Annotated in this window: 24 protein-coding genes; 12 read left to right on the top strand and 12 right to left on the bottom strand. The window is 59.6% G+C overall.

What is annotated here, in order from left to right:
- From AB6K10_RS03005 to AB6K10_RS02985, 5 genes are all read right to left on the bottom strand, one after another.
- Positions 1 to 1116, bottom strand: coding sequence for a restriction endonuclease subunit S (locus AB6K10_RS03005; protein WP_339117976.1), 1116 nt, complete (start codon positions 1114 to 1116; stop codon positions 1 to 3).
- Positions 1113 to 2597 carry a class I SAM-dependent DNA methyltransferase gene (locus AB6K10_RS03000; protein WP_339117975.1) on the bottom strand — a complete coding sequence of 495 codons (1485 nt, stop codon included), beginning with the start codon at positions 2595 to 2597 and terminating at the stop codon, positions 1113 to 1115. The genes AB6K10_RS03005 and AB6K10_RS03000 overlap by 4 nt, the downstream gene beginning before the upstream one ends.
- A gap of 254 nt (positions 2598 to 2851) precedes the next feature.
- Entirely contained in the window at positions 2852 to 4138 is a 1287-nt protein-coding gene (locus tag AB6K10_RS02995) for a type II toxin-antitoxin system HipA family toxin (protein WP_339117974.1), read from the bottom strand.
- Positions 4128 to 4421 carry a helix-turn-helix transcriptional regulator gene (locus tag AB6K10_RS02990; protein WP_339117973.1) on the bottom strand — a complete coding sequence of 98 codons (294 nt, stop codon included), beginning with the start codon at positions 4419 to 4421 and terminating at the stop codon, positions 4128 to 4130. Before AB6K10_RS02990 ends, AB6K10_RS02995 begins: the two co-directional genes overlap by 11 nt.
- A 129-nt stretch (positions 4422 to 4550) precedes the next feature.
- Positions 4551 to 5030, bottom strand: coding sequence for an Lrp/AsnC family transcriptional regulator (locus AB6K10_RS02985; protein WP_159343616.1), 480 nt, complete (start codon positions 5028 to 5030; stop codon positions 4551 to 4553).
- Positions 5031 to 5177: 147 nt separating this feature from the next.
- Here AB6K10_RS02985 and AB6K10_RS02980 point away from each other — a divergent pair, with 147 nt between their 5' ends.
- The 3 genes from AB6K10_RS02980 to AB6K10_RS02970 all read left to right on the top strand — a co-directional run bounded on the left by AB6K10_RS02980 (position 5178) and on the right by AB6K10_RS02970 (position 7807).
- Positions 5178 to 6218 (top strand): zinc-dependent alcohol dehydrogenase family protein, encoded by a 1041-nt coding sequence (locus AB6K10_RS02980; RefSeq protein ID WP_339117972.1) that lies wholly within the window; start codon positions 5178 to 5180, stop codon positions 6216 to 6218.
- Between the two features lie 39 nt (positions 6219 to 6257).
- Complete coding sequence (locus AB6K10_RS02975; protein WP_339117971.1) at positions 6258 to 6833, top strand: histidine phosphatase family protein; 576 nt, start codon at positions 6258 to 6260, stop codon at positions 6831 to 6833.
- A 98-nt stretch (positions 6834 to 6931) separates the two neighbouring features.
- A complete protein-coding gene (locus AB6K10_RS02970) occupies positions 6932 to 7807 on the top strand; it encodes a pirin family protein (RefSeq protein WP_253018688.1) in 876 nt (291 codons plus the stop codon).
- Between the two features lie 6 nt (positions 7808 to 7813).
- Here the strand turns inward: AB6K10_RS02970 and AB6K10_RS02965 are convergent, their stop codons facing one another.
- Positions 7814 to 8425 carry a DNA-3-methyladenine glycosylase gene (locus tag AB6K10_RS02965; protein WP_253018687.1) on the bottom strand — a complete coding sequence of 204 codons (612 nt, stop codon included), beginning with the start codon at positions 8423 to 8425 and terminating at the stop codon, positions 7814 to 7816.
- A gap of 207 nt (positions 8426 to 8632) precedes the next feature.
- Between AB6K10_RS02965 and AB6K10_RS02960 the strand changes: the two genes are divergently transcribed.
- Both AB6K10_RS02960 and AB6K10_RS02955 read left to right on the top strand, forming a co-directional pair.
- A complete protein-coding gene (locus AB6K10_RS02960; RefSeq protein ID WP_253018686.1) occupies positions 8633 to 9838 on the top strand; it encodes an MFS transporter in 1206 nt (401 codons plus the stop codon).
- A 75-nt stretch (positions 9839 to 9913) separates the two neighbouring features.
- Positions 9914 to 10165 carry a hypothetical protein gene (locus AB6K10_RS02955; RefSeq protein ID WP_159343611.1) on the top strand — a complete coding sequence of 84 codons (252 nt, stop codon included), beginning with the start codon at positions 9914 to 9916 and terminating at the stop codon, positions 10163 to 10165.
- 9 nt (positions 10166 to 10174) lie between these two features.
- Here AB6K10_RS02955 and AB6K10_RS02950 read toward each other — a convergent pair whose 3' ends face one another.
- The gene (locus tag AB6K10_RS02950) at positions 10175 to 10870 is read right to left on the bottom strand and encodes an extensin family protein (protein WP_339117970.1); all 696 of its coding nucleotides are present in this window, start codon (positions 10868 to 10870) and stop codon (positions 10175 to 10177) included.
- A 135-nt stretch (positions 10871 to 11005) separates the two neighbouring features.
- Here AB6K10_RS02950 and gmk point away from each other — a divergent pair, with 135 nt between their 5' ends.
- The 4 genes from gmk to AB6K10_RS02930 all read left to right on the top strand — a co-directional run bounded on the left by gmk (position 11006) and on the right by AB6K10_RS02930 (position 14631).
- The gene (gene gmk, locus AB6K10_RS02945; RefSeq protein WP_253018684.1) at positions 11006 to 11638 is read left to right on the top strand and encodes a guanylate kinase; all 633 of its coding nucleotides are present in this window, start codon (positions 11006 to 11008) and stop codon (positions 11636 to 11638) included.
- Between the two features lie 89 nt (positions 11639 to 11727).
- Entirely contained in the window at positions 11728 to 11988 is a 261-nt protein-coding gene (gene rpoZ / locus AB6K10_RS02940) for a DNA-directed RNA polymerase subunit omega (protein ID WP_188639579.1), read from the top strand.
- Between the two features lie 26 nt (positions 11989 to 12014).
- Positions 12015 to 14147 carry a RelA/SpoT family protein gene (locus AB6K10_RS02935; protein ID WP_339117969.1) on the top strand — a complete coding sequence of 711 codons (2133 nt, stop codon included), beginning with the start codon at positions 12015 to 12017 and terminating at the stop codon, positions 14145 to 14147.
- 94 nt (positions 14148 to 14241) lie between these two features.
- Complete coding sequence (locus tag AB6K10_RS02930; RefSeq protein ID WP_159343606.1) at positions 14242 to 14631, top strand: RidA family protein; 390 nt, start codon at positions 14242 to 14244, stop codon at positions 14629 to 14631.
- Between the two features lie 97 nt (positions 14632 to 14728).
- Here the strand turns inward: AB6K10_RS02930 and AB6K10_RS02925 are convergent, their stop codons facing one another.
- The gene (locus tag AB6K10_RS02925) at positions 14729 to 15610 is read right to left on the bottom strand and encodes an SDR family oxidoreductase (RefSeq protein WP_339117968.1); all 882 of its coding nucleotides are present in this window, start codon (positions 15608 to 15610) and stop codon (positions 14729 to 14731) included.
- A gap of 144 nt (positions 15611 to 15754) precedes the next feature.
- Between AB6K10_RS02925 and AB6K10_RS02920 the strand changes: the two genes are divergently transcribed.
- Complete coding sequence (locus AB6K10_RS02920; protein ID WP_159343604.1) at positions 15755 to 16684, top strand: hydrogen peroxide-inducible genes activator; 930 nt, start codon at positions 15755 to 15757, stop codon at positions 16682 to 16684.
- Positions 16681 to 18759 carry an ATP-dependent DNA helicase RecG gene (gene recG, locus AB6K10_RS02915; protein ID WP_339117967.1) on the top strand — a complete coding sequence of 693 codons (2079 nt, stop codon included), beginning with the start codon at positions 16681 to 16683 and terminating at the stop codon, positions 18757 to 18759. Before AB6K10_RS02920 ends, recG begins: the two co-directional genes overlap by 4 nt.
- Before the next feature lie 27 nt (positions 18760 to 18786).
- Here the strand turns inward: recG and yccS are convergent, their stop codons facing one another.
- Positions 18787 to 20994, bottom strand: coding sequence for a YccS family putative transporter (yccS, locus tag AB6K10_RS02910; RefSeq protein WP_339117966.1), 2208 nt, complete (start codon positions 20992 to 20994; stop codon positions 18787 to 18789).
- 159 nt (positions 20995 to 21153) lie between these two features.
- Between yccS and AB6K10_RS02905 the strand changes: the two genes are divergently transcribed.
- Positions 21154 to 22377: an MFS transporter gene (locus tag AB6K10_RS02905; protein ID WP_339117965.1), complete on the top strand. Its 1224-nt coding sequence runs from the start codon at positions 21154 to 21156 to the stop codon at positions 22375 to 22377.
- Between the two features lie 70 nt (positions 22378 to 22447).
- Here AB6K10_RS02905 and AB6K10_RS02900 read toward each other — a convergent pair whose 3' ends face one another.
- From AB6K10_RS02900 to AB6K10_RS02890, 3 genes are all read right to left on the bottom strand, one after another.
- Positions 22448 to 22804: a hypothetical protein gene (locus AB6K10_RS02900; RefSeq protein ID WP_159343600.1), complete on the bottom strand. Its 357-nt coding sequence runs from the start codon at positions 22802 to 22804 to the stop codon at positions 22448 to 22450.
- On the bottom strand, positions 22804 to 23076 hold the full coding sequence (locus tag AB6K10_RS02895; protein ID WP_018918476.1) for an HU family DNA-binding protein: 273 nt from the start codon (positions 23074 to 23076) through the stop codon (positions 22804 to 22806). The genes AB6K10_RS02900 and AB6K10_RS02895 overlap by 1 nt, the downstream gene beginning before the upstream one ends.
- A 100-nt stretch (positions 23077 to 23176) precedes the next feature.
- Positions 23177 to 24373 (bottom strand): FAD-dependent oxidoreductase, encoded by a 1197-nt coding sequence (locus AB6K10_RS02890; RefSeq protein ID WP_339117964.1) that lies wholly within the window; start codon positions 24371 to 24373, stop codon positions 23177 to 23179.
- Between the last annotated feature and the right edge of the window lie 57 nt (positions 24374 to 24430).

The following is a 24430-nucleotide window of genomic DNA, read 5'->3' as shown; positions in this document are numbered from 1 at the left end:
CTACAGCTCCCCGTTGAAGGCGCGGTGTTGGAGTGAGGCGAATAGCACATCCAGCTCGGCAAGGTGGGCGCGCATTTTGGCTTTTTGTTGTTCGACGGATTCGACGATGGTGGCGAAGCGGCGTTGTAGTTCGACCGGGGGCTTCGGAATCGGGATTGCTTTAAATTCTTTGGCATTTATATTAGCCATGCCGACAATATTCTTACACTTGCTCTGGAGAAATAATTTCATCTGTGGCGTATTCATAAAAGCGCCGATATATTCAGGATCCGCTGAATCGTTCGCAATTCCTCTGACAAGATAGCCGGCGAAAGCCATCGGGCTTTCTTTTCTATAGACAGCCGTCTTTCCAACCAGCTCTTTACTATTGGTTCGGTTAAAAAGGATATGGCCGCGATGAGCGAGGTGTTTCGAAAGCTCCTTTTCCTCCAAATCTATAAACTTCAGACTACTAAAGTTCCATTCGCCAGAATAAGTAATATTGTTCATTCGCAAAACTGGATACTGGCCCTTATCCAAACTGGCTTTTTTGCTTGTTCCGTAATTTGCGGAAGCCAAGAGGTCACCAACTACGCCCATTTTCCACTCTTTCGGATTGGAAATAGGATCACCAAACATTTCGATAAAAGTCGACTGCAGAAAAGCGTCGAGCTGGGCAATCGCCTCGCGTCGTTTGGCGCGCAATTCATCAGCCGCATCGAGAATGGCCGCGATACGTTTTTGTTCGGCGAGGGGGGGGAGGGGGATTTCTGTTTCTTTTAGAAACTTGTAATGACGGCTATAACCTGCACTAGGGAGGTCGATATTCTTAAGCGCATGGAATAGATACCTCAGGTCTGCCTCAATCTTTGGGACCAAAACCTTAGTGCCATCAGCCCCCATGGCAAACTCAAAATCCACATATTTTATCGCCCGCGTGTGATCGCCGAAGACGATAACTGGCGGCGAGGACTTGCAAATTTTCGCACTGTCATCGACATATCCAGCTACGATATTTTGACCTTGGTCCACAACCGGAATTTTTCCGGTGAGTAGAAACTCACTTTGGGGTGTCTTAACATTGCCACCGGAGGCGTCCTTGAAAATATCTAGGAAAGGAGCTTTCTGAAAACTCATTCTAACAGCCCCTCCAGCACTTTTCGCCCCTCGGCAATTTCATCCTCCAAAGCCGCCAACCGCTGCAGAATATCCCGTGGCGCTTCATGCTCGACCGCTTCGTATTCGACTTCCTTGTAGCGGTTGATCGAAAGATCGTAGTCGTGGCTAGCGATCTCCGACTTGGGTACCAGGAAGCTCTGTTCGGTGCGCTTGCGGCCCATCTCCCACCCAGGGTTTTGCCAGCGGGCGATGATGTCCGGCAGGTCGCTCTTGTCCGGCTGGGGGGTGCGCTTGTCATCCAGCGAGAAGCCGTCGGCCTTCATGTCGTAGAACCAGACCCGATCCGTGCCGCCGGAGTTGGTCTTGGTGAAGAGTAGAATCGCGGTGGAGACGCCGGCGTAGGGTTTGAATACGCCGGAGGGCATCGAGATGATGGCGTCGAGCTTCTGCTCTTCCACCAGCATCTTGCGCAGCGATTTGTGCGCCTTGCTGGAGCCGAACAGCACGCCATCCGGCACGATGACGGCCGCGCGGCCGCCAGTCTTGAGCAGGCGCAGAAACAGCGTCAGAAACAGCAGCTCGGTCTTTTTGGTCTTGACGATCTGCAGCAAATCCTTCGCCGTTGATTCGTAATCCAGACTGCCGGCGAAGGGCGGATTTGCGAGGATCAGCGAGTATTTATCTGCATCGCTTTCGTCCGCCTGGGCCAGCGAATCCTTGTAGCGAATATCCGGATTTTCCACGCCGTGCAGCAGCATGTTCATGCTGCCGATGCGCAGCATGGTGGAGTCGAAGTCGTAGCCGTGGAATGTTTCGTCGTTGAAGCGGCGGCGGGAGGCCTCGTCGCGGTAGATCTCGCCGCTGTGGTGGCGCTGCAAATACTCGGAGGCGGCGTTCAAAAAGCCCGCCGTGCCGCAGGCCGGGTCGCAGATCACGTCATTCGGCGTCGGCTCGGTCATCTCCACCATCAGCTTGATGATATGACGCGGGGTGCGGAACTGGCCGTTCTGCCCGGCGCTGGCGATCTTGCCGAGCATATATTCGTAGAGATCGCCCTTGGTATCGGCGTCGTTCATGTCGATGCCATCGAGCTGGTCGACCACGTTGGAGAGCACCCGCGGCGTCGGCATCAAAAAGAGCGCGTCGCGCATGTGATGGGTGTAGGTAGAGCCCTCTTCGCCCTCGGCGTCGCTTTTCTGACCGAGTGTTTTGATGAAGGGGAACACCTCGTCGCGCACGGTGGCGAACATCGGCTCCGGCGCCAGCTCGCTGAAGTGCGACCAACGCAGGTGTTCTTGATTCTCCGTAAAAATGGGGTCTTCGATAGACGTCTTCGTGCGCGTTGCCTTGCGCTCCTTGAGCGTATGCAGCTCATCCAGTCGCTTGATGAAAAGCAGATAGGTCAACTGTTCGATAACGGTCAACGGGTTGGAAATACCGCCCGACCACATCGTGTCCCAGATGCGATCGACTTTGGATTTCAGTTCGCCGGTAATCATGACTGTCCTTTCTATAAATTGAACCGCTGACTGCTTTTATGGGCCGGAGTGGCCAATACAGCTGGCATAATATGTTGGCCGTGGCCTGATGAACGCTGATAAACCCGTATTCTTCCACGATCCGATGATATGAGTCGATTGCGTACTCCTGTTATTTAAAACGGGATGCCTTTCACGCATTCAACCAATGGACCCGCGAGGTGTTGGCCCTGCTTGGCCGCTTCAGCCCGCTGCTCTACGGTTTAGCCGAGGTGCTAAGTTAGTAGGCCCTTGTTGTCTCGCCACGTCTGGTTCAACTGCCGAGTCATCAGCGCCACCGTACTGGCTTTGATACCCAACTCTTTTGCCTTGTCAGGGAACGTACTGAGCACGTCGACGATCTCCTGAACGTGCGGCTGCGCCTGTTTCCAGGTCGAGAAACCGGCATGCGTTGCCAATTGCTGAATCGCTTTAAGCGGCGGCTGCTTGCCGTGGCCCGCAAAGGCGGTGGCGTGTTCTGCAAAGGGGTGAGGGCTGAAGGTCACGTCATAGAAGGGCGCGGGTTGCCATTGGCCCTGGTCGTTTTGCAAGAACGCCCAGTTTTTGCTGTGATCATCCTGGTTGCAGGCAAATAGGTTAAATAGCGCGCGCCGGAACTGAAGCTGGCCAACAGCGGGGGATTTACACAGCTGGCGGCTGGCCTTGATCAGGTCGATGTAATCCAGGCTGGGTGTTCGAAAGTCGGCATCCAGCAGCCCGCAGGCGCTATGCATATGCACTCGCCCCGGCGTACTGGCATGGCTGATCCAATCGAACCGCTTGATGCCAAGCCAGGCGCGCTCACCCTGCGGTGTCGCTGTGCGTATCAACTGCCACGTAGGTGGCGCCAAGCCTGCCTTTTTAGCCAATGCCAGATAGGCCGCCTCGCATAGCCCTTCTTCGTGGCCCAGGGGCAAATGCTGCGAGGTGAATTTGACCAGCCACGCGTCATCGCCGGGCCGGGCAGTGGTTCGACACCGGCTCGATTGGCCTGGGGGCATGAAAAGCTGTGCTTTGGGTCTCGCTCCTCCAGAGCTGCCCGCGGCCACTAACGCGCTCAGCACCTCGTCGGTCTGCCCATCAAACAAGGCCTGGGCCTGAAGTCCGAGTGTTGCCAGGTCTTCGTCACCGCCTAGTGTCGGTGCAGCCTGCGAGGCTGGCTCGAAGGCCAATGCACCCATGCCGCGCTGGCCCACAAAGGCCAGCCGATCCATCGCCGTCAGCTGCGTCGGCGCGATGCCATGCTGGCGAAATATTCGGTCTTGTAGCAGTAGCCCCCAGCCATCGGGCAAACAGTCGCCAAACACGCCGTGAAGCCCCTGGTGCGGTGTTTTCGGGGCCGCATGAAGCGTTGGGCCGGGCGGCAACGTAAAGGGCGATAGACTGCCATGGCGCTGCTCATAGCCTTGTGCGTATTGAAAAAAGACTCCTTGGCGGTTTTGCGCCAGGACGCCCACAGTGACCTGTTCACCGGTCGATAGCGTGCGTGTGACGTTGAGCCGCTGTATTGGCTTAAAAGCCATGTTTGAGTACCTCATCAATCGAGGAGGGCGGGCTTGCGCTATTCGTATCGTGTTGGGTCAGCGCATAGAGCCGTGCCAGGTCATCCAGGCTTTGCCAGAGCAACAGCAGTTGGCGAAACGATATCTGGCCGGTCGTTTCGAATTTCTTGATGGTGGGGGCGGGCACGTTGCTGCGCTGCGCCAGCGCCGCGCGGGATAGCTTGGCCTGCTCGCGCAACCTGCGTAGGTGGGCAGCAAAGGCCTGCTGAACATCGGTATCGTCCAACAACAGAACACGGGACATAAGCTGATATCTTTTTTTGGATATTCCTATGTCCATTTTAGGCTATTTTAGCTATTTATGGATACGGATGTATCCGTTTTATGGCTACTTAGTAGACCTTCTTTCAGCGCTCTTCGCTATTGGCTTCACTCACAGCCCCAACAACTCCTCAACCGGCAAATGACTGGTCGCCTTCATTTCCCTCAGCGAGAGGTTGGAGCGGATGCTCGACACGCCGGGCAGCTGGCGCAGCACCGTTTCGACGAAGTGGCTGTAGTCGTCTAGGTCTTTGGCGACCACTTGCAGCAGGAAGTCGGCCTCGCCGGTGGTGTTGTGGCAGCTCAGCACCCGAGAGCTTGATTGGATGATGCGCTCGAACTCTGCCGTCGCGGCTTCGCTGTGTTGGGTGCAGGTAATCTGCACGAAGGCCAGTACGCTGGCGCCGACTTTGCGTCGATTGAAGATGGCTTGATAGCCCTCGATCACCCCCAGTTCTTCCAGGCGTTTGTGCCGTCGCCAGCAGGTGGCTTCGCTCAGGTGCAGCTGTTCGGCCAGCCGCGCGTTGGGCATTCTGCCATCAATCTGGAGTAACGCTGCTAACTTGGCGTCTTTTTTATCCAATGCGCTCATATCGCAAGTCTCTTTCTTATCAACACTATAAAGAGAAAGAGTGCTTCACATTGATGAGTGTTGTCCACGATATGGAAAGCTCATTTCAGGCCAGGCTCGCTATAGTAGCATTAGCGAATCCGCAGCCTAAACGTTCAGGAGTGCTCCATGAAAGCCGTCGTATTTGAGCAGTTTTCCGCCCCGCCCACTATTCAGCAGGTGCCGGATCCGACTCCCGAACCTCACGGCGTCGTGGTCAAGGTGATGGCTAACGGCGTATGCCGCAGTGATTGGCATGGCTGGATGGGCCACGACCCGGATATCCGGCTTCCCCATGTGCCGGGGCACGAGCTGTCCGGCGTGGTGGAAGCGGTGGGCAAGGATGTGACGAAGTGGCGGGTCGGGGATCGTGTGACCGTGCCGTTCGTGGGCGGCTGCGGCATTTGCCCGGAGTGCAACGCAGGCCACCATCAGGTATGCGATAGCCAGTTCCAACCAGGGTTTACTCACTGGGGCTCGTTTGCCGAGTATGTGGGCATTCACTACGCCGATGTGAACCTAGTCGCCCTGCCAGATACCCTAGCGTTCGACACCGCCGCCAGCCTGGGCTGCCGGTTCGTGACCTCTTTTCGTGCGGTGGTGGATCAGGGCCGCGTGTCGGCAGGGCAGTGGGTGGCCGTGCACGGCTGCGGCGGTGTGGGGTTGTCGGCCATCATGATCGCCAGCGCGGCGGGCGCGAACGTGGTGGCGGTGGATATATCCGAACAGGCGCTCGCCCTGGCGCGTCAGTTGGGCGCGGTGGCCACGGTAAATGCCAACCACGTGGCCGATGTGGTGGAGGCGGTGGTGGAGATCACTCAAGGGGGCGCGCACGTCTCGCTGGACGCGCTGGGCCACCCCACCACCTGCTTCAACTCCATCAGCAATTTGCGCAAGCGCGGCAAGCATGTTCAGGTCGGGCTGATGCTGGCGGACCACAGCACGCCCGCCGTGCCGATGAGCAAGGTGATCGCCAACGAGCTGGAAATTTTGGGCAGCCATGGCATGCAGGCGCATCGCTACGGTGCCATGCTGGCGATGATCCAGTCAGGCAAGCTGGCGCCTGAAAAATTGATTGGCCGCCGTATCACGCTGGAAGAGTCCGTGCAGGCGTTGGTCAACATGGGCAAGTTCGAAGGCGCGGGGGTCACCGTGGTGACGAAATTCTGATAAAAGAGGGGAAGACTGTTCTCACCAGAGGGCTTGCCCGTGTTCAACCTGCGTTTCTTCACTCTGTGCATGCTCTCAGGCCTGCTTAGCCTCTTACCCCTCACCACCTACGCCAACACCGCCACTTGGCAAGCGCTCCAAGAGGGCGGTTTGGTCATCCTCATGCGCCACTCCCTGGCGCCCGGTATCGGCGACCCGCCGGGGTTTGTGTTGGAAGCGTGCGAGACCCAGCGCAACCTTTCTAGCGAAGGGCGTGCCCATGCGGTGGCAGCAGGGCAGGCGTTGCGGGAGCGGGGCGTGGCGATTGATGCGGTGTACAGCTCACAGTGGTGCCGGGCGCTGGAAACCGCTGAGCTGATGGCGCTGGGGTCGGTGGTGCCTGCGCCTTGGCTGAATTCGTTCTTTCGTGGGCGTGGGGATCAGGTGGCCATTACCCAAGCGGCTCGTGAGCGTATGGCGGGGTGGCAGGGGCCGGGGAATATGCTGCTGGTGACGCATCAGGTGAATATCACGGCGCTGACCGGTGGGGGCGTTAGCTCTGGGGAAATGGTGGTCGTGCGCCCGCAAGAGGAGGGTTTCACGGTGGTGGGGCGGCTGAGCGTTCCCAGCCGTTAAGGCTTTCTATTCATTTCCTTCAATGAACCGGGGCAAATTATTCGCTCCTCATCCGTCAGTTGAGGTTTTACGCTGGGCGTATTGATAAGGAGAGCATTATGTCATCAGCCAATACTCCATCCGTTCGCCGTGTGGTCGCTCAGCATCCTGCCCATCGGGATGATATCGGTGATCTGGTCACCCGCCGGCCGCTGCCGGGGCCGGGGTTAGATCAGCTCGATCCATTTCTATTCTTGAATCACCACGGCCCGCAGGTTTACCCGGCCAATAACCGTGGGCTGCCCTTTGGGCCGCACCCGCACCGTGGGTTTGAAACGGTAACGTTTATTTTAGAAGGCTCGCTGGCCCATGCCGACAGCGCCAAACACCAGAGCGTGATTCACGCAGGCGGCGTGCAGTGGATGACCGCCGGTAGCGGCATCGTCCATGCTGAAATTTCGCCGGAGGAGTTTCTGCGCGAGGGCGGCCCGCTGGAAATCTTGCAGCTGTGGGTCAACCTGCCGTCACGGCTGAAGATGAGCGAGCCGCGCTATGTGGGCTTGCAGCAAGAGGGTATCCCCGCTGTTCAACTGGCAGGCGGCGGTACGCTCAACCTGATTGCCGGGGAGTGGCAGGGGCAAGCAGGCCCGATTGAATCGCTGACGGGCGTGTTCATGTCGACGCTAGCGCTGCCTGGGGGCGCGCGTGAGCAGCTACCCGTGGCTCCTGGCCGGCAGGTGTTCCTGTACGTAGTGAGTGGCGACGTGACGGTGGGTGGCGAGCCTGCCAAGGCGCACCATTTGATCGAAGTCGACCGTGACGGTGAAAGCTTGAGCATTGAAGCAGCGAGCGATACGCGCCTGCTGTTTGGCCATGGCGACGTCATCGACGAGCCGGTTTATTCTCACGGCCCCTTCGTGATGACTAACCGCGATGAGATCGTCCAGGCGGTGGAGGATTACCAGAACGGTAAATTTGGCGGGCTTACGCTTTAAAGACCGCTAAACCGGCTCGCCGCGATAGTAGTGCCATAAAAACAGCGACCCCACGCTGCGCCAGGGCGCCCAGTGCTCCACCATTTGGCGCGCCTGTGTCGGCGTGGGTTTGTTCTCCATGCCCTTCAAGCGGCCTAGCGCTACCCTTAAGGCGAGGTCGTCGGCGGGGAAAATATCGGGCCGCTGGAGCGAGAACATCAGGTAGATCTCCGCGCTCCAGCGGCCAAACCCGCGCAGTTGAGTAATGGCGGCAATGGCTTCGTCATCGCTGAGATGCGCTAAGCCATCGGCGCTAAACGTGCCCGAAAGCTCGGCGTCTGCCAGCCCTTTGGCATACTCGATTTTACGCCACGATAGCCCCGCATCGCGTAGCGCCTGGCCTTCCACCTCCATCACCGCCTTGGCATGCAGTTCCGGCAGCAGCGTATTCACCCGGCCCATAATCGCCCGGGCGGCTTCGGTGGAGATCTGCTGGCTGACGATAGTCGAGAAGAAGGTGGCAAAGCCTGGGTCGCGCTGGCGCGGGTTGGGCGCGCCGACTAAGGGGTAAGCGCGGGCAATGTCGGGGTCGGCATTGGCCAGTGCCTGCATGGCGTGCTCGATGGTGTTGGAGGTCATAACCGGCCCTCTTAATGAAAAGATAATCGTCACATCCTAGCAGTTGCCTCTTGGTTGCTGCCGCGTCAGTGTCCACGGGTTACCCCTTTGCACGCTAACTTTTTTAACGTCATATATTCCTACTTTCGTCTAATCCTGCCATCATTTGACGCAATCTAAGACCGTTTTGATAAGCAGGCGTTTTATCCAGCGCCTGGGGAGAGAGGTATGCAAGAGTCGTCAACGGGGCTGGCGCGTAACCCGCGATTGGCAGAGTTTGTACTGGCGCTGGGTGGGTTCGGCATTGGTACCAGCGAGTTCGTGATCATGGGACTGATGAACCGCGTGGCGGAGGATTTAGCCGTAACGGTGCCGCAAGTGGGCTATGCAATCAGTAGCTACGCCCTGGGCGTGGTCGTGGGCGCGCCGTTGATTTCCGCGCTGGCCGCGCGGGTGCCTAAACGGGCGCTGCTGATTGCGCTGATGCTGGTGTTTGCCGTGGGCAACATTGCCAGCGCCATGGCACCGGGGTTCTGGTCGTTTGTGGGCCTGCGTTTTATCGCCGGTCTGCCCCATGGTGCTTACTTTGGCGTGGCGGCGCTGGTCGCAGCCGGAGCGGTACCGGTCGACCAGCGGGCGCGGGCCATCGCCAGGGTCATGCTGGGCCTGACAGTGGCTATTTTGATTGGTGCTCCGCTGGGCACCTGGGCAGGCAATCTATTGGGCTGGCAAATTGCGTTTGCGGCGGTTGGAGGCATTGCACTGCTGACGGCGCTGTTAATCCGTGTGTGGGTGCCGGTACAGCCCTTCGATGCCCATGCCAGCCCGTTGAGAGAGCTCTCGGCGCTGGTGAAACAGCGCGTGTTGGTCACCGTTGCCATTGCCTGTATCGGCTGCGGCGGTATGTTTTCGATCTTCAGCTACGTGATGCCGACGCTGACCCAGCAGGCGGGCATGAGCGAGGCGCTAGGGCCGCTGGTGCTGGTGATTTTTGGTCTGGGCTCCATCGCCGGTAACTTGGTGGGCGGGCGCATGGCGGACAAAAACCTGATGCGGGCCATTCCTACCATTTTGGTGTGGTGCGCGGTGGTGCAGGGGCTGTTCTACTTTGCTGCGAACGAGGTGTGGTCCGGGCTGCTATTTGTAGGCTTGGTGGGCACCAGCATGGCGCTTGCGCCGTCGCTGCAAACCCGCCTGATGGACGTGGCCGAAGACGCCCAAACCATGGCGGCCTCCATGAATCATGCGGCCTTTAACGGGGCGAACGCGCTGGGGGCGTGGCTGGCGGGCTTGGCGATTAGCGCTGGGTTCAGCTGGTCGAGCACCGGGCTGGTAGGCTCGGGGCTTGCGCTATGCGGCCTAGTGATTTTCGCTTGGGGGCGGTGGCTGGAAAAACGCACCTACCCCGCCAAACCTGCCGTCGCGCGGGGCTAGCAAAAAGCATAAGCAGTGGCGAAATGCGCGTATCGTTCCTAGGGTATATAGGTGCAACCCATAAGGAGGTGACCTATGCATAACCCAGTAATGAAGACATCGCGTGTTGTGACGTTAAGTGCCATGGCCGCACTGATCATCGCGTTAGCGGGCTGTGGTTCGACCACGGGTGAGCGGGCGACCAGCGGTGCCGGAGTGGGGGCCGCCGTTGGCGCAGGCGCCGCTGCCGTCACGGGCGGCAGCGTCACTCAAGGCGCCGTGATTGGTGGTGGCGTGGGTGCTGCCACGGGAGCGGCCACCGATGAAGAGGACATCAACCTCGAATAACCCAACGCACTAGCGGCACAGCCTGAAGCCGCGCATGCCTAAATGAAAATGGTCGGCATGCGCGGCGTTATAGTCTGGCCCCAGTACGTTGCCAAAGGTATCACACGCGCCATCTCGCGCTGCGCGTAAAAACTTCCCCGCGTTACCCGCGTCATCCCAGTCGTTAATCAGCGATATTTGCCGGCCATCCTCGAACTGAAACCCCACCACATCCAGCGCGTCGGCGGTGGCGTGCTCGCTGCGTCGGCCGGTGTCTCGGCCATAGACGTTGCGGCAGGCAAAGCTACCCACGTGGTTTATCTGGGCGACCCGGCTACCCATAATCGCCTGCGCCGCAGGCTGCAGTGCATGGCGTTCATACATCACCCAGGCCAATGCCAGCGGGCAGGAGGCCACGAAACTCTGGTTAAAGCGCACGCTGCTGCTCTGCATGCGCACGACGTTGGTGAGCGGGCAGCTGGCAGTAGGCGTGTAATCGGCCAACGGCGTGTAGCGCAGCTCGTCTTCGGGCACGGTATCCAGCGCAGCTAGGCAGGCGGCGCGGTCATCGTTCAAGCGCTTGAGCTTCAGTTGGGTGACGGGCGTGATGGGGTCATCCACGTATAGCGGCGCCCAGGGCGTCCAGTGGCGGGGAATGTCGATGATGCCTTTCTGCAGCGCGACCCCCAGCGCAATCAGGCCTAAAATGAACAGTGTGCCGCGCATGCTGACCTCCTTGTGGCCGTATCGAAACGCTACAGTCCCTGCTATGGGTGTGCGATACTGCGCTCCCCATAATGTCGGCGGTGGCCGGCCTGCGTGATGACGAACGACCATTTTGACTAACTAGGGAAGCGCTTCATGTCCCAGGGTACGCTGTTTATTGTTTCTGCCCCGTCGGGCGCGGGTAAAACCAGCCTCGTTCGCGAGCTGATCGAAAGCCTGGATGGCATTCAGGTGTCGGTGTCGCACACCACGCGCGCCAAGCGCGACGGTGAGGTCGATGGCGTGAATTACCACTTTACCCAAGTGCATGATTTCGAGGCGATGATCGCCCGTGGCGACTTCTTTGAGTATGCCAAGGTCTTCGACAATTACTATGGCACTTCGCGCGAGGCGGTCCAAACGCTGCTGGACGCCGGGCAGGACGTCATTTTAGAAATCGACTGGCAAGGCGCGCAGCAGGTGCGCGAACAGATGCCCTCTGCGGTGTCGATCTTCATCTTGCCACCGTCGCGCAGCGAATTGGAGCGCCGCCTGTCGAGCCGGGGCACCGACGAGCACGCGGTCATTGCCCGGCGCATGCGCGATGCGGTCAGTGAGATGTCCCATTACGACGAGTATGACTATCTGGTGATCAACGACGACTTCACCACGGCGCTGCAGGAACTCCAGTCGCTGGTCATTAGCCGCCGTCTCACGCGTGTTGCCATGCAGGAACGCCACGCACCCTTGCTCGATGCACTCTTGTCACAGGCGCCTAGCGTCGAGTAATCTATCAGGTCCTATCACCACTCTTTTCGCTGGGTCGGCGGCGTTATCCAACAACGCCGGCCCGGCGTCGTTATTACAGGAAGGCCCCCATGGCTCGCGTAACCGTTGAAGATTGTCTGGAAAATGTAGAAAACCGCTTCAAACTGGTGATGATTTCCACCCAGCGTGCTCGTCAGCTGGCTCGCGGCTCCCGCGATGCGCTGCTGCCCTGGGAAAACGACAAGCCCACCGTCATGGCGCTGCGCGAAATTGCCGCTGGCCTTGTGGACCACACCGTTCTTGATGAACCGGTTGAAGCGCCTGTACGTGCGCGTCCTGCCATGGCACCTAGCACTCACATCGACGATTAAGCCAGTATCGATTAGGGGCGCGGTACATGTTCACCATTGATGACCTGGCCGACCGACTCGGCGGCTATTTACCCCCGGACGAGATCCAGCAGGTCAAGCGCGCCTTCTACTACGCTGAGCAGGCCCACGACGGCCAGCGCCGCCGCTCTGGCGAGCCCTACGTCACCCATCCGCTCGCAGTCGCTAATATTCTCGCTAACATGCACATGGACCATCAGAGCCTGATGGCCGCCATGCTGCATGATGTGATTGAAGACACCGGCGTCTCCAAAAAAGCCCTGGCGGCCCAGTTCGGCAAGCCCGTGGCGGAGCTGGTGGATGGCGTCTCCAAACTGACCCAAATCACCTTTGAAGATAAAGCCGTCGCCCAGGCGGAGAATTTTCAAAAGATGGTGTTGGCGATGTCGCGGGATATTCGCGTCATTATCGTCAAGCTGGCGGATCGGCTGCACAACATGCGCACCTTGGGCGCACTGCGGCCCGATAAAAAACGCCGCATTGCCCGTGAAACGTTAGAAATCTACGCACGCATTGCCGGGCGTCTGGGTATCAATACCATCCGTATTGAGCTGGAAGACCTCTCTTTTCAAGCGATTCACCCCATGCGCGCTGAGCGTATCAAGCGTGCAGTGGCCAGCGCGCGGGGCAACCGCCGTGGCGCCATGCGGGAAATTCAGTCGTCGCTGCAGCAGAGCCTGGACGATGAAAGCCTAAAAGGCACCGTGATTGGCCGCCAGAAGCATCTGCTCTCGATCTACAAGAAGATGCGCGACCAGCGTAAGCCATTCGCCGAGATTATGGACGTGTTCGGTTTTCGAATTATTACCGAAGACGTGGCCAGCTGTTACCGTATCTTAGGCGTGGTGCATAACCTCTATAAGCCGGTGCCGGGGCGCTTTAAAGATTATATTGCGATCCCCAAAGCGAACGGCTACCAAAGCCTGCACACCACGCTGTTTGGCCAGCGGGGCATGCCGATTGAAGTGCAGATCCGCACCCGTGAAATGGAAGCCATGGCCAATAACGGCATTGCCGCGCACTGGCTTTATAAAGCCGGGCAGACGGCGCATCCGATTGCCGAAGGCAGCCATGCCCGCGCCCGCGCCTGGGTGAAAGGGTTGCTGGAGATGCAGCGCCACGCGGGGGATTCGCTGGAGTTTATCGAACACGTCAAAAATGACCTGTTCCCCGACGATATCTACGTGTTTACGCCTAAAGGCGACATCATGGAGCTGCCCCAGGGCGCCACGGTGATCGACTTTGCCTACAGCGTGCACACCGATATCGGCAACAACTGCATCGCCTGCCGCATCGACCGCCACCTTGCGCCGCTCTCAACGCGCCTGGAGAGCGGCCAAACCCTGGAAATTATTACCGCCCCTGGCGCGCGGCCCAACTTGGCGTGGCTGAATTTCGTGACCACTGCCAAGGCGCGCTCAGCGATCCGCCATGCCTTGAAGCATCAGCAGCAGGCCGAAGCGGTGATGCTCGGGCGGCGGTTGCTCAATAAAGCCCTGGCGCCCTTCGAAACGAGTCTGGAAGAGCTGGACGAGAGCATCTTCGAGCAGGCGTTCAAAGAGTTGGATGTAGCGTCGCTAGACGCTTTGCTCGAGTCGCTGGGGTTAGGCAATCGCATGGCGCACGTAGTGGCGCGCCGTTTAGTGGATGTCGCCCATGGCGACAGCTTCGATAAGACGCTTTCCGACAACGGCGACAAGGCCGTGGTCATCAGCGGTAGCGAAGGAATGGTGATCAACTTCGCTCGCTGCTGTCACCCCTTGCCCGGCGACCCGGTGGTAGGACATCTGTCGGTCGGTAAAGGGCTGGTGGTACACCGTAGCGAGTGCAAAAACCTCGCCGAGCGCAAAAACGACCCCGAAAAGCTGTTTGCTCTGGAGTGGTCCGAGCATATCGACGAAGACTTCCCGGTGGCGCTGCGTATTGAGATCGAAAGCCGTCGCGGCCTCGTAGCCGAGCTGGCGGGACTGGTGACCGATGCCGATGCCAACATCGAGCGCATTGGGATCGAAGAGCGCGATGCGCGCCTGTCCACCGTCAATCTCACGCTGGCAGTCAAAGGGCGTGTTCACCTCGCACGCATCATCAAACGCATCCGCAACCTGCCCAACGTTGGCAAGATTACCCGCACCGCTAACTAAACGCCCCTGTGCCTACCGCTGGCGATGTACGCCAGTCTGCGTAGGCCATGGCGATAATAATCAACGTTTCATTCCTACAGGAGCATGACACCCTATGAGCAATAAAGCGGTTATCAACACAGAAAAAGCCCCTGCCGCCATCGGCCCGTACTCCCAGGCCATCAAAGCCGGCAACACGGTTTACCTGTCGGGTCAGATTCCGCTCGACCCGGACACCATGGAGATCGTCTCCGACGATTTCGAAGCTCAGGCGCGTCAGGTGTTCACCAACCTGCAAGCCGTGTGTGAAGAAGCCGCAGGCTCGTTGGGCGATATCGTCAAACTCAACCTCTACCTAGTCGATCTGGACAACTTTGCGATCGTGAACAAGGTGATGGAAGAGTTCTTTGCCATGCCGTTCCCCGCTCGCGCGGCAGTGGGTGTTAAAGCGCTGCCTAAAGGCAGCCAGGTAGAAGCCGAAGCCGTGATGGTGATTGGCGACTAATCGCCACGCTTACGCTAGGCGCGGCGTTGAATCGCTGCATAAAAGAAGAGCGAGCTGTGATCAGCTCGCTCTTTGCGTTTGGATAGCGCTAGGGTAACTAGGCTTTTTGCAGCTCTAGAAATCCACCCTCTTTCAATACCTGGGCGTACCCCTCTTTATAGGTGGGGTAGCGGAATTGATAGCCGGTTTCGAGAATGCGGCGGTTGTCACAACGCTTGCTGGCGCGACGGCGCAGCGGCGACTGCATGGTATCGGTCGACTCCACCTTCAATTGCTTGGCCAGCCATGCCATCACGTTATGCATGGTGACCGGCTCGCAGTCGCTGCCCAGGTAGAGGTCGGCCAGTGGCGTGCCGCTCTCCTGGCAGCGAATCAGGTGCGCCAGAATGCCGGTGCAGTCGTCGCGGTGAATGCGGTTGGAGTAGATCACGGGCGTCACCGCAGCAATGCGGCCCTCGGCCACTTGGTGAATCAAACGATCACGCCCCGGGCCATAGATGCCGGAGAAACGCACGACGGTGCCGGGGAGCGGATGATTCAGCAGCGCCTGCTCAGCTTCGCACATCAGGTTGCCGGAGAAGCTGGTGGATTCCGTGGGGCTCTCTTCGTTGACGACTTCGCCCTCTTGCTGGCCATAGACACTCGTAGAGGAGACGAAGAAGATGCGCCGCGGCGGCGTGTCGTGCTGTTCCAGAACGCTGAGCACACGCTTGAGACCGTCTGGATAGGCGCTTTGGTAAGCACTCTCTTCAAAGCGGTCTGCGCTGACGGTGTAAATCACGTAGTCGGCTTGGGGTAGGTCGCTGGCATCGGCCCCGTCCAGGCTGTTGAGATCGAGGGCTAATGGCTCGATGCCGGTAGACTCCAACGCCTTGGCTTGGCGGCGCACACCAATCACCCGATGCCCCTCGTCCAGCAGCTCTTGTCCAAGCGTGACGCCGATGTCTCCACAGCCGATAATCAGTACCGTTAGCTTCACCTTGCTCACCCCTCTTGATAAATATTCCCTATCAGATACAAAGTCCCTATGAGATGTGCCATCTTCAATAGGGCTTGTCTGTCCTTTTCCGTCTCGCTAACACGATGACTCGAGCTGCAACGAGAGGATGCCACTGGCACCGCTATGACTTTAACAGAACTTCGCTACATCGTAACCCTTGCCCAAGAGCGTCACTTTGGCCGCGCCGCCGAGCGCTGCCATGTTTCCCAACCGACGCTCTCGGTCGCCGTGAAAAAGCTCGAAGACGAGCTGGAGATCCCGCTGTTCGAACGCTCCAAATCCACCGTGCAAGTCACCCCCTTGGGTGAAAAAATCGTCGCTCAGGCGCAGCGCGTGTTGGAGCAGAGTGGGCTGATCTACGAGCTGGCCAGCGCTGGCAAAGACCAGCTCGCCAACCCGCTGCGCATTGGCGCGATTTACACCATTGGGCCTTATCTGTTCCCCCACTTGGTACCGGCACTGGCGAGTGCTGCGCCGCAAATGCCGCTCTACATCGAAGAGGGCATGACCGGCACGCTGCGGGCCAAGCTGCGCAGCGGCGAGCTGGACGTGATTATCGTCGCGCTACCGTTTACCGAAACCGACGTGGTCACCAAGCCGATCTACGACGAACATTTCGAGGTGTTGATGCCCGCCAGCCATCCATGGGTGGCGCGGGAGGCGATTCATAAAGAAGATCTATTGGAAGAGCGGCTGCTGCTGCTGGGTGAAGGCCACTGCTTTCGCGATCAAATTTTGGAAGCCTGCCCGGCGATTACCCAGAAGCTCAACAGCCCCAACAACACGCTGATTGCCGAAGGCGGCTCGCTCGAGACGATTCGCCACATGGTGGCCTCCAAGCTGGGAATCACCGTGTTGCCGCAATCGGCGCTCGGCACCGACCAGTACGAGAACGCCATGCTGGTCAGCCGCCCGTTCGTCGAGCCGGCACCTTCACGCACGGTGGCCATTGCTTGGCGAGCCAGTTTTCCGCGTCCTAAGGCCATCGATGCGTTGGCCAAAGCGATCAGCCAGTGCCAGCAGCCGGTGCATAAGGTGAATCGCGCCTCATGAGTGAGCTGTCCGCACCGGTGACGGCGCTGAAGGGCGTAGGCGAAGCGCTGGCCATCAAGCTGGCCCGGCTGGGGGTCGAGCGTGTCAGTGACCTGCTGTTTCACCTGCCGCTGCGTTACCAAGACCGTACGCGGCTCACCCCCATTGGTCTGCTGCGGGCAGGCCATGAAGCCGTGGTCGAGGGGGAAGTGACGGCCAGCGATATCGTCAAAGGCCGTCGGCGCAGCCTGCTGATTCGTCTGCGCGATGGTAGCGGCATCTTGAGCCTGCGCTTTTTTCACTTCTCGCCCGCTCAACAGCAGCAGCTTCGCCCTGGCGTGACCGTTCGGGCGTTTGGCGAAGCGCGGGCAGGCGCCACGGGGCTAGAGATCTATCACCCAGAGTATCGGCTTAGCGGCGGTAGCGAAACGCCGGTCGAGGAGTACTACACGCCTATTTACCCGACTACCGAGGGGCTTCACCAAACCCGTCTGCGAGCGCTGACCCAGCAGGCGCTGCGCCTGTTAGAGCAAGCGCCCGAATCGCTGCCCGATGTGATTCCCGATGCGCTGCGCCAGCGCTTCCAGCTGCCGGGGCTACACGCCAGCTTGCAGTTACTGCACCAGCCGCCGCCGGATGTGGATTTAGAGCAGCTTGCCTACGGCCTTCACCCCGCTACGCGGCGACTCGCCTTGGAAGAGCTGCTGGCCCATCAGCTTAGCCTGCGAGAAGTGCGCTTGCGTATTCAAGCTGACGGCGCGCCAGAGCTGCCCTCTGGGCGCAGCCTGCAAACGCGCTTCTTAGCGCAACTGCCGTTTGCGCTCACCGGCGCCCAGCGCCGGGTGCTGGAAGAGATCGCCCTCGACCTGGCCCGCCCCGCGCCCATGCTGCGGCTGGTGCAGGGGGATGTGGGCTCTGGCAAAACCGTGGTGGCCGCCATGGCGGCACTCTCGGCGCTGGCGGGCAATTGCCAAGCGGCGATGATGGCACCGACGGAAATCCTCGCTGAGCAGCACTACCGCGCATTTAAGGCCTGGTTCGAGCCGCTGGGCATCGAAGTCGCGTGGTTGGCAGGCAAGCTGAAGGGCAAAGCCAGGCTGGATGCCAAAGCCGCCATTGCCGATGGGCGGGCGCGTATGGTGGTAGGTACCCACGCGCTGTTTCAAGACGACGTGCACTTCCAGTGCCTGGGGCTGGCGATTATCGATGAGCAGCACCGCTTTGGGGTTCACCAGCGCCTTGCCCTGCGGGAAAAGGGCGAAGCGGGTGGGTTAACCCCCCATCAGCTGATCATGACCGCCACGCCGATTCCCCGCACGCTGGCCATGAGCGCCTACGCGGATCTGGATGTGTCGGTGATTGATGAACTGCCCCCAGGGCGCACACCGGTGAAAACCGTGGTGGTGTCTGACGAGCGCCGCCCGGAAGTGGTCGAGCGGATTCGTAATGCCTGCAGCGACGGCCGCCAAGCGTATTGGGTGTGCACGCTGATCGAGGAGTCTGAGGCGCTGCAGTGTCAGGCCGCCGAGGTGACGCGCGACGAGCTGACCCAAGCGCTGCCGGAATTGGGCGTTGGGCTGATTCATGGGCGCATGAAAGCCGCGGAAAAGGCCGAAGTGATGGATGCCTTCAAGACCGGCGAGCTGGATCTCCTGGTGGCCACTACGGTGATTGAGGTGGGCGTAGATGTGCCCAACGCCAGCCTGATGATCATCGAAAACCCGGAGCGCTTGGGGCTTTCCCAACTTCACCAGCTGCGCGGTCGGGTAGGGCGCGGCAGCACCGAAAGCTTCTGCGTGCTGCTTTACCATCCGCCGCTCTCCAAAAGCTCCCGGGAACGGCTCGGCGTGATGCGGGAAACCACCGATGGCTTCCGCATTGCCGAAAAAGACCTGGAGATTCGAGGCCCTGGCGAAGTGCTGGGCACGCGCCAAACCGGCCTTGCCCAAATGAAGATCGCGGATTTAGAGCGCGATGCCGACCAGCTAGAGCGGGTGACCGCCCTGGCCCAGGCGTTGCAGGGCAACGCCGAGGTGACGGCCGTGTTGGTGCGCCGCTGGCTGGGTGAAGCGGTAGGCCGCTACGGGCAGGTGTAGCGGCAGGGCGTGGGTATGCGCGCGGTGCTAAGCCGCTGCGTTAGGTTCGTGGAGCTTTTCGGCGCTTGGGCTTGTCAAGCGGTTGGCGGCGTCGCTTAGCGGGCCAAGCTGACTGGCAATCAGGCGCAGCTGGCTTTGGATGGGCCGATAGAGCGTGACGGCGTTCTCTTCCGCTGCGCCGCTTTGCTCCTCTAACTGACTCAGCAGCTCGTTGGCAGGCTCGCTCAGCGGCTCCACAGGCAGGCGTTTATCCAACTGTTCGGCCAATTGCTCTAACAGGGCGCTGATCCGCTTGGCCTGAGGCACGAAGGCGGCATCGTCCTCATCTTCGGCCAGCCGATGGCGGTGGGCCCCCAGCGCGGAGAGGTGGCTTAACAGCGTGTTGGAGAGCACCAAAAAGCGCAGCCCGTTATCGGCATCCTGCTTCCGGTAGTGCCCCGGCTCATGGAGCATGTTGGTGAGTAGCGTCGAGAGCGCCGCATCCGCGTTATGGGCGTTACGCCGTGCTAAGCGGTAGGCCAGATCATCCTGCTTGCCCTCTTCATACTGGTGAACGATCTCGTCCAAATAGCGGCGGTGGTTGGTGAGCACCTTGGCTGCTTCGCGGTACAGGCGGCGGCCTTGCCAGTCCGGCAGAATGAAGAACACCGCCAGCCCCGCAATCAGCGAGCCAATTAACGTATCGAATAGCCGCGGCCAGATCAGGTCAAAGCCATCCCCCACTTGGTTAAAGCTGCACAGTACCAGCAGGGTGATCGACGCGGTAGCGATCACATAGTGCTTTTCCCGGTTGGCAAAGAACGACACACCCGCTGCTACGGCAATCATGCTCTGGATGAGCGGTTGGGGGAACAGGCTGATAGACGCCCAGCCTGCAATCAGCCCAAGCACCGTGCCCAGAATCCGCTGGGAGAGAAAGCGCCGGGTGGTGGCGAAGTTAGGGCGGCACACGAACAGCGTGGTGAGCAAAATCCAAAAGCCCTGCTGCGGGTCGATCCACTGTAACAGCCCGTAGCCCACCACCAGTGCCGTGGTTAAACGCACCGCGTGGCGAAAGGTGGGCGAGCCCAGCGTAAAGTTCAGCCGCACCCGTTTCCAGGCTTCCAGCAGGCTCGAAGGGGAGCGGTCATAAAGCGCGCTGTCCCGACGCTCGCTGCCGGTGTCCGGGTTGTGGGCGCTGGCAATCTGCGCCTCGAGCGTGGTGAGGTTGTCCGCTAACGCATTCAATGGGCGCATGAGAGGCCGCCACTCCGGCTTGCCGCGCTCGCTGAGGTTATCAATCGAAGCGCGTAGGTCGGCCAGCGCCTGTTCGCTCTGCTCGTGACTGAAAGGGCGGTTGAGCAGCAGCGACTTGGCTAGCTGGCGGCAGGCGCGGCCCTGCTGGTCCAGCAGCCGCTGGCAGCGAAACAGTACGTCGTGATGAAAAAAGGCTTCAGTAAGTGCGCTGTAGGGGTAGTGGGTGGAGCTAGCCCGCTCATGGATATCTTGAGCGATAAAGTAAATCTGCAGATAGCGGTTGAGCTTACGGCTGCCGCGCTGGCCTTCTAGGCGGCGAAAGATCATCTCTTTTGCCTGATTGAGCGCATCCACCACCTTGCCGTTCTGGCGGGCGAGCGCCACGCGGCGGGCCTCTACATCGACGCCCCGTACCGGCTCGAACAGCGCCGATTTTAAAATCAAAAACTCGCCCAGAGCTTTATACACCCGCGCCATGCTCTGTTTCACCGGCTGGCGGGAGAACAGTGCGCACCACACCACCGAAATCGCTCCGTACCAGGCGGCACCGGCCAACAGCAGCAGCTGGCGGGAGGCGACGTCCTCATCCACACCGCCGTGCTGTTCAATATTGATCATGGAGTAGATCGAAAGAATCAGCGTGCCGGAGGCAATCGTCGCGTAACGCTGGCCAATCGCCCCCAGCATAATCAGCGTGAAGGTGGAGACCGCCAAGCCCACCGCAAACAGCCACGGCCACGGAAACAGCCACTGCACCACGAACGACGCCGAGGCAAAGCAGAGCAGCGTCACCATCAACGCCTGCAAACGCCCCTGCCAGCTATCGTCGGTCTCTGATAAGGCGCTGGCGATGATGCCTAGAAACAGCGGAATGACCAGCGCTACATCCCCCGCCAGCCCACTAAACAGCAGCGCTCCGCTGAAGGCGATGAACACCCGCAGGCTGTAGGCGAACTTATCCAGTGTCCAAAGGCGGCGCAGAGAAAGGGTTAGGGGCATAGAGGCTCGTGTGAAGTTGCTGTTATTATACTTTAGTATAAATAGTGTGGCGTCACGTGGCTACGGTACTCGCCTATGAGACGTTAAACGCCGTCTTGTACGATGTTTGTAAAAATCTGTTATAAGGAAAACTCTGCCTGCACACAATAGGATAGCGCCATGAGCCCACGTGCCGCCTCGCTCCGTTCAACCCGTACGCTGTCGATGCTGAACTTCTCACTGGCGGACGTTCGCGATGGTCTGGGGCCCTTCTTAGGCATCTATTTAGTGGGTTTAGGTTGGGCGCCCGATGAAATCGGATTCGTGATGACCGTCGCCGGGCTCGCCAGCCTGCTAGCCACCACGCCTGCTGGGATGTTAGCAGATGCGACTCGGTTTAAACGTTTACTGGTAATTGTCTGTGCCTTGCTGGTGGCGGTCGTCAATCTAGTGCTACTGCTGTGGCCACAAACGTGGTTGATCGCTTTTTCACAAATTGCCACCGGGCTTGCCGCAGCCGCCATTGGCCCTGCCATCCTTAGCCTGACGCTTGGCTTGGTGGGGCAGTCTGGGCTTGCCCATCAGTTAGGCCAAAACCAAGCTTATAACCATGCCGGTAACGCCACCGCTGCCGTACTGGCGGCACTAGCAGGCTACGTTTATGGGGTAGAGGCAGTGTTCTATCTCATGGCGCTGATGGCCATGGTGACGGTGCTGCTCGTATTAATGATTCGCCCTGAAGAGATTGATTACGACGAGGCTCGGGGCCTGGATAAAACCAGTCATCAAAGTGAAAGCATCATGAATGTGTTTCGCCGCCACCCTATGCTGCTGGTGGTGGGCGCCACGCTGCTGCTGTTTCACTTGGGTAACGCCGCCATGCTGCCCCTACTCGGCCAGCGCGTGGCAGCAAACGAGGTGATGAACCCTGCGGTTTACACGGCGGGTACGGTGGTGATTGCCCAGATGACGATGATTCCCATGGCGCTATTAGCGGCTTGGTACTCTCAAAAGAATGGCTACTGGCTGCTGTTTTTAATTGCGCTGGTGGTGCTGCCGATTCGCGGTGTGATCGCCGCTACCGTGCCAGGGCTATGGACGGTGATTCCCGTACAGATGCTGGATGGCATCGGAGCGGGATTACTGGGCGTTGCCACACCGGGCATTGTGGCGCAGATACTGCGTGGCACCGGGCGGGTCAATATGGGGCTGGGTGCTGTCATGACCATTCAGGGCATAGGTGCAGCACTCAGCGCGAGTTACGCCGGTGTGATTGCCAGCTGGCTAAGCTATGAGGCCGCCTTTTTAGCCCTAGCAGGCGTGGCTGCCTTGGCGGTAGTGGTGTGGTTACTGCTCTTTGACCGCTCGGTGTCGTCATCGGCGCTTCACAGGGCAGCGACATAAATTTGCACAAAAAACCCCGCAGCATGACAGCGGCGGGGTTCGAGTGTTGCTTTAGGCTACGTTGGCGAGCCTACAAATACTTCAGCAGCTTTTGCAGCTTGTTCATATCGGAGGAGTCGCCGACGAGGCGGACGTCTCCCGCTACCATGCCGTCTAGGAACGCCTGCTGGGTAGGCTTCTTGAGAATGCGCAGCGCGGCGTCTTGGTCGCGAAAACGTAGCTCAAGGTCTAGATCGACGGGCAGCCCTTTTCCGGTACTGATGCCGTTCGGCGTCATCCGGTAGTAGCGGGCAATACTCAGGTCTTCCGTGGCCACACCCCAGTCGAGGCCGCGCATGCGTTCAAGCTGCTCACGAAAGCGCGGCTTGCGGCGCAGGGCTCGCTTGAGCATAAAGCCCAGCAGCCACAGCGTCAGCGAAAGCTTCATTAGGAAACGGCGTCCTTGAGCGCTTTGCCTGGCTTGAATGCCACGTTCTTGCTGGCCGGAATCTGCAGCGGCGCGCCGGTTTGCGGGTTTTTGCCGGTGCGGGCAGCACGCTCGCGAACGGTAAACGTGCCAAAACCGATCAGGGCAACATCTTCGCCTTTGGCGACGCTATTGGTGATTTCGTCCAAAATGACGTTGAGCACTTGGCCCGCTTTGTCCTTGGACAGGTCAGCACTTTCAGCGATGGCGGCAGCGAGTTCAGGTTTGCGCATAAAGGAATCTCCCTTGTGAAAACAGACATCAATGTTGTTGGTAGCTCAGCTCACCCCAGCAGGCGGAGCTTCTTTAGCCTAGTCGCGAACGCGGCGAAAATCAGCCTAGCAGGGCGGGGGCCGCTCTGGAAAGCTCCACTTTCCTTCTCACGCAGCCGCCTGTCAACGCAAAACCAATCAAACGTCCGTCTTTATCTTCCGCCAGTGCCGTCAAGTCGTCGCCATCGCCTTCGATTCGCCAGCGCTCGGGAGGCTGCACGGGTGGGTAGGCCACCACGGGCAGCAGTGGGGTTTTCACCACCACCGGCCAAGCGCCAAAACTGACCGAGGTGGGTGTGCCGGTCAGAGTCGCCGCCAGCGCTTTGATGCTGGCTTGCAGCGGTTGGACGTACATGGCATTCACACCGTCGATGCAGGCCGCATCGCCCAGGGCGTACACGTTAGGCGAGTGGGTGCGTAGCTGGCGGTCGACGTGGATGCCGGTGGCGCTCACGTTGAGGCCAGCGGCCTCTGCTAGCGCCGTGCGCGGCACCAGGCCGGTGGCGAACAGGACGAGGTCCACCGTGTGCCGCTCGCCGTTATCCAGTTGCAGCGCTAGGGCGTTATCGGCATCTTGGGAAAGCGTGTCTAGGCTGCGCCCCAATGCGAGGCGAATGCCAGCGGTGTGAAACGCGTCGGCCAGCGCATGGCCCAGCGGTTCGGGTAGCAGTCGCGGCAGTGGGGCGCTCTCCGGCGCGATCACGGTGACTAGGTGCCCGCCCGCGTGCAGGTCGTTGGCAAATTCGCAGCCGACGAGCCCGGCTCCGATGATGGCCACTCGGCTTAGCTGGACGAGCGCTGCGTGCAGGCGTCGGTAGTCGTCCAAATCGTTGACGGTGAAGCAGCGCTCCGCCAGTGTGCTGGGCACGCTGAACGGCCTGCGGGGAGCCGCGCCGGTCGCGAGCACCACGTTATCGTAACGCAACGTGTCGCCGCTGCTCAGCTGCAGCGTTTGGTTATCCACATCCAGATGCGTGACTTGGGTGTGGGTAATGACCTGGGCATCGAGCTCGTCGGCCAGCGCTGTCGCGTCACGCTGGGCGAGCTTGTCGGGGCTCAAGCGTTTGGCAAAGCCGGTGGAGAGCAGCGGCTTGCTGTAGTCATCACCGCTGTCAGCGCTGACCAGGGTGATGGTACGGGTATCTCCCTGGCGCCGTAGGGCGCGCGCTAGCCCCACGCCAGCCATACCGGTTCCCACGATCACCAGCGCAGCTGAGTGGTGAGATGGCGTGGAAGAGGTCGTGTGTGAGTTGGGCATACCGTCCCCAAACGTCGGTGGAACAAAAGCCAGTCAAGGCACCATGTTACACTAGCC

The sequence above is a fragment of the Halomonas sp. BMC6 genome (assembly GCF_964204995.1).
GTDB lineage: Bacteria > Pseudomonadota > Gammaproteobacteria > Pseudomonadales > Halomonadaceae > Vreelandella.
Note: the sequence above shows the minus strand (reverse complement) of the source record. Positions and strands in the feature narration are given on the sequence as shown.

What these genes read in the sequence shown, in the direction of transcription:
- AB6K10_RS02895 (WP_018918476.1), bottom strand. Translation starts at nt 23,076, where the DNA reads ATGCGCAAACCTGAACTCGCTGCCGCCATCGCTGAAAGTGCTGACCTG.
- AB6K10_RS02965 (WP_253018687.1), bottom strand. Translation starts at nt 8,425, where the DNA reads ATGACCTCCAACACCATCGAGCACGCCATGCAGGCACTGGCCAATGCC.
- AB6K10_RS02890 (WP_339117964.1), bottom strand. Translation starts at nt 24,373, where the DNA reads ATGCCCAACTCACACACGACCTCTTCCACGCCATCTCACCACTCAGCT.
- AB6K10_RS02985 (WP_159343616.1), bottom strand. Translation starts at nt 5,030, where the DNA reads ATGAGCGCATTGGATAAAAAAGACGCCAAGTTAGCAGCGTTACTCCAG.
- AB6K10_RS03005 (WP_339117976.1), bottom strand. Translation starts at nt 1,116, where the DNA reads ATGAGTTTTCAGAAAGCTCCTTTCCTAGATATTTTCAAGGACGCCTCC.
- recG (WP_339117967.1), top strand. Translation starts at nt 16,681, where the DNA reads ATGAGTGAGCTGTCCGCACCGGTGACGGCGCTGAAGGGCGTAGGCGAA.
- AB6K10_RS02995 (WP_339117974.1), bottom strand. Translation starts at nt 4,138, where the DNA reads ATGGCTTTTAAGCCAATACAGCGGCTCAACGTCACACGCACGCTATCG.
- AB6K10_RS02905 (WP_339117965.1), top strand. Translation starts at nt 21,154, where the DNA reads ATGAGCCCACGTGCCGCCTCGCTCCGTTCAACCCGTACGCTGTCGATG.
- AB6K10_RS03000 (WP_339117975.1), bottom strand. Translation starts at nt 2,597, where the DNA reads ATGATTACCGGCGAACTGAAATCCAAAGTCGATCGCATCTGGGACACG.
- AB6K10_RS02955 (WP_159343611.1), top strand. Translation starts at nt 9,914, where the DNA reads ATGCATAACCCAGTAATGAAGACATCGCGTGTTGTGACGTTAAGTGCC.
- yccS (WP_339117966.1), bottom strand. Translation starts at nt 20,994, where the DNA reads ATGCCCCTAACCCTTTCTCTGCGCCGCCTTTGGACACTGGATAAGTTC.
- AB6K10_RS02900 (WP_159343600.1), bottom strand. Translation starts at nt 22,804, where the DNA reads ATGAAGCTTTCGCTGACGCTGTGGCTGCTGGGCTTTATGCTCAAGCGA.
- AB6K10_RS02950 (WP_339117970.1), bottom strand. Translation starts at nt 10,870, where the DNA reads ATGCGCGGCACACTGTTCATTTTAGGCCTGATTGCGCTGGGGGTCGCG.
- AB6K10_RS02935 (WP_339117969.1), top strand. Translation starts at nt 12,015, where the DNA reads ATGTTCACCATTGATGACCTGGCCGACCGACTCGGCGGCTATTTACCC.
- AB6K10_RS02930 (WP_159343606.1), top strand. Translation starts at nt 14,242, where the DNA reads ATGAGCAATAAAGCGGTTATCAACACAGAAAAAGCCCCTGCCGCCATC.
- AB6K10_RS02970 (WP_253018688.1), top strand. Translation starts at nt 6,932, where the DNA reads ATGTCATCAGCCAATACTCCATCCGTTCGCCGTGTGGTCGCTCAGCAT.
- AB6K10_RS02980 (WP_339117972.1), top strand. Translation starts at nt 5,178, where the DNA reads ATGAAAGCCGTCGTATTTGAGCAGTTTTCCGCCCCGCCCACTATTCAG.
- gmk (WP_253018684.1), top strand. Translation starts at nt 11,006, where the DNA reads ATGTCCCAGGGTACGCTGTTTATTGTTTCTGCCCCGTCGGGCGCGGGT.
- AB6K10_RS02990 (WP_339117973.1), bottom strand. Translation starts at nt 4,421, where the DNA reads ATGTCCCGTGTTCTGTTGTTGGACGATACCGATGTTCAGCAGGCCTTT.
- AB6K10_RS02920 (WP_159343604.1), top strand. Translation starts at nt 15,755, where the DNA reads ATGACTTTAACAGAACTTCGCTACATCGTAACCCTTGCCCAAGAGCGT.
- AB6K10_RS02960 (WP_253018686.1), top strand. Translation starts at nt 8,633, where the DNA reads ATGCAAGAGTCGTCAACGGGGCTGGCGCGTAACCCGCGATTGGCAGAG.
- rpoZ (WP_188639579.1), top strand. Translation starts at nt 11,728, where the DNA reads ATGGCTCGCGTAACCGTTGAAGATTGTCTGGAAAATGTAGAAAACCGC.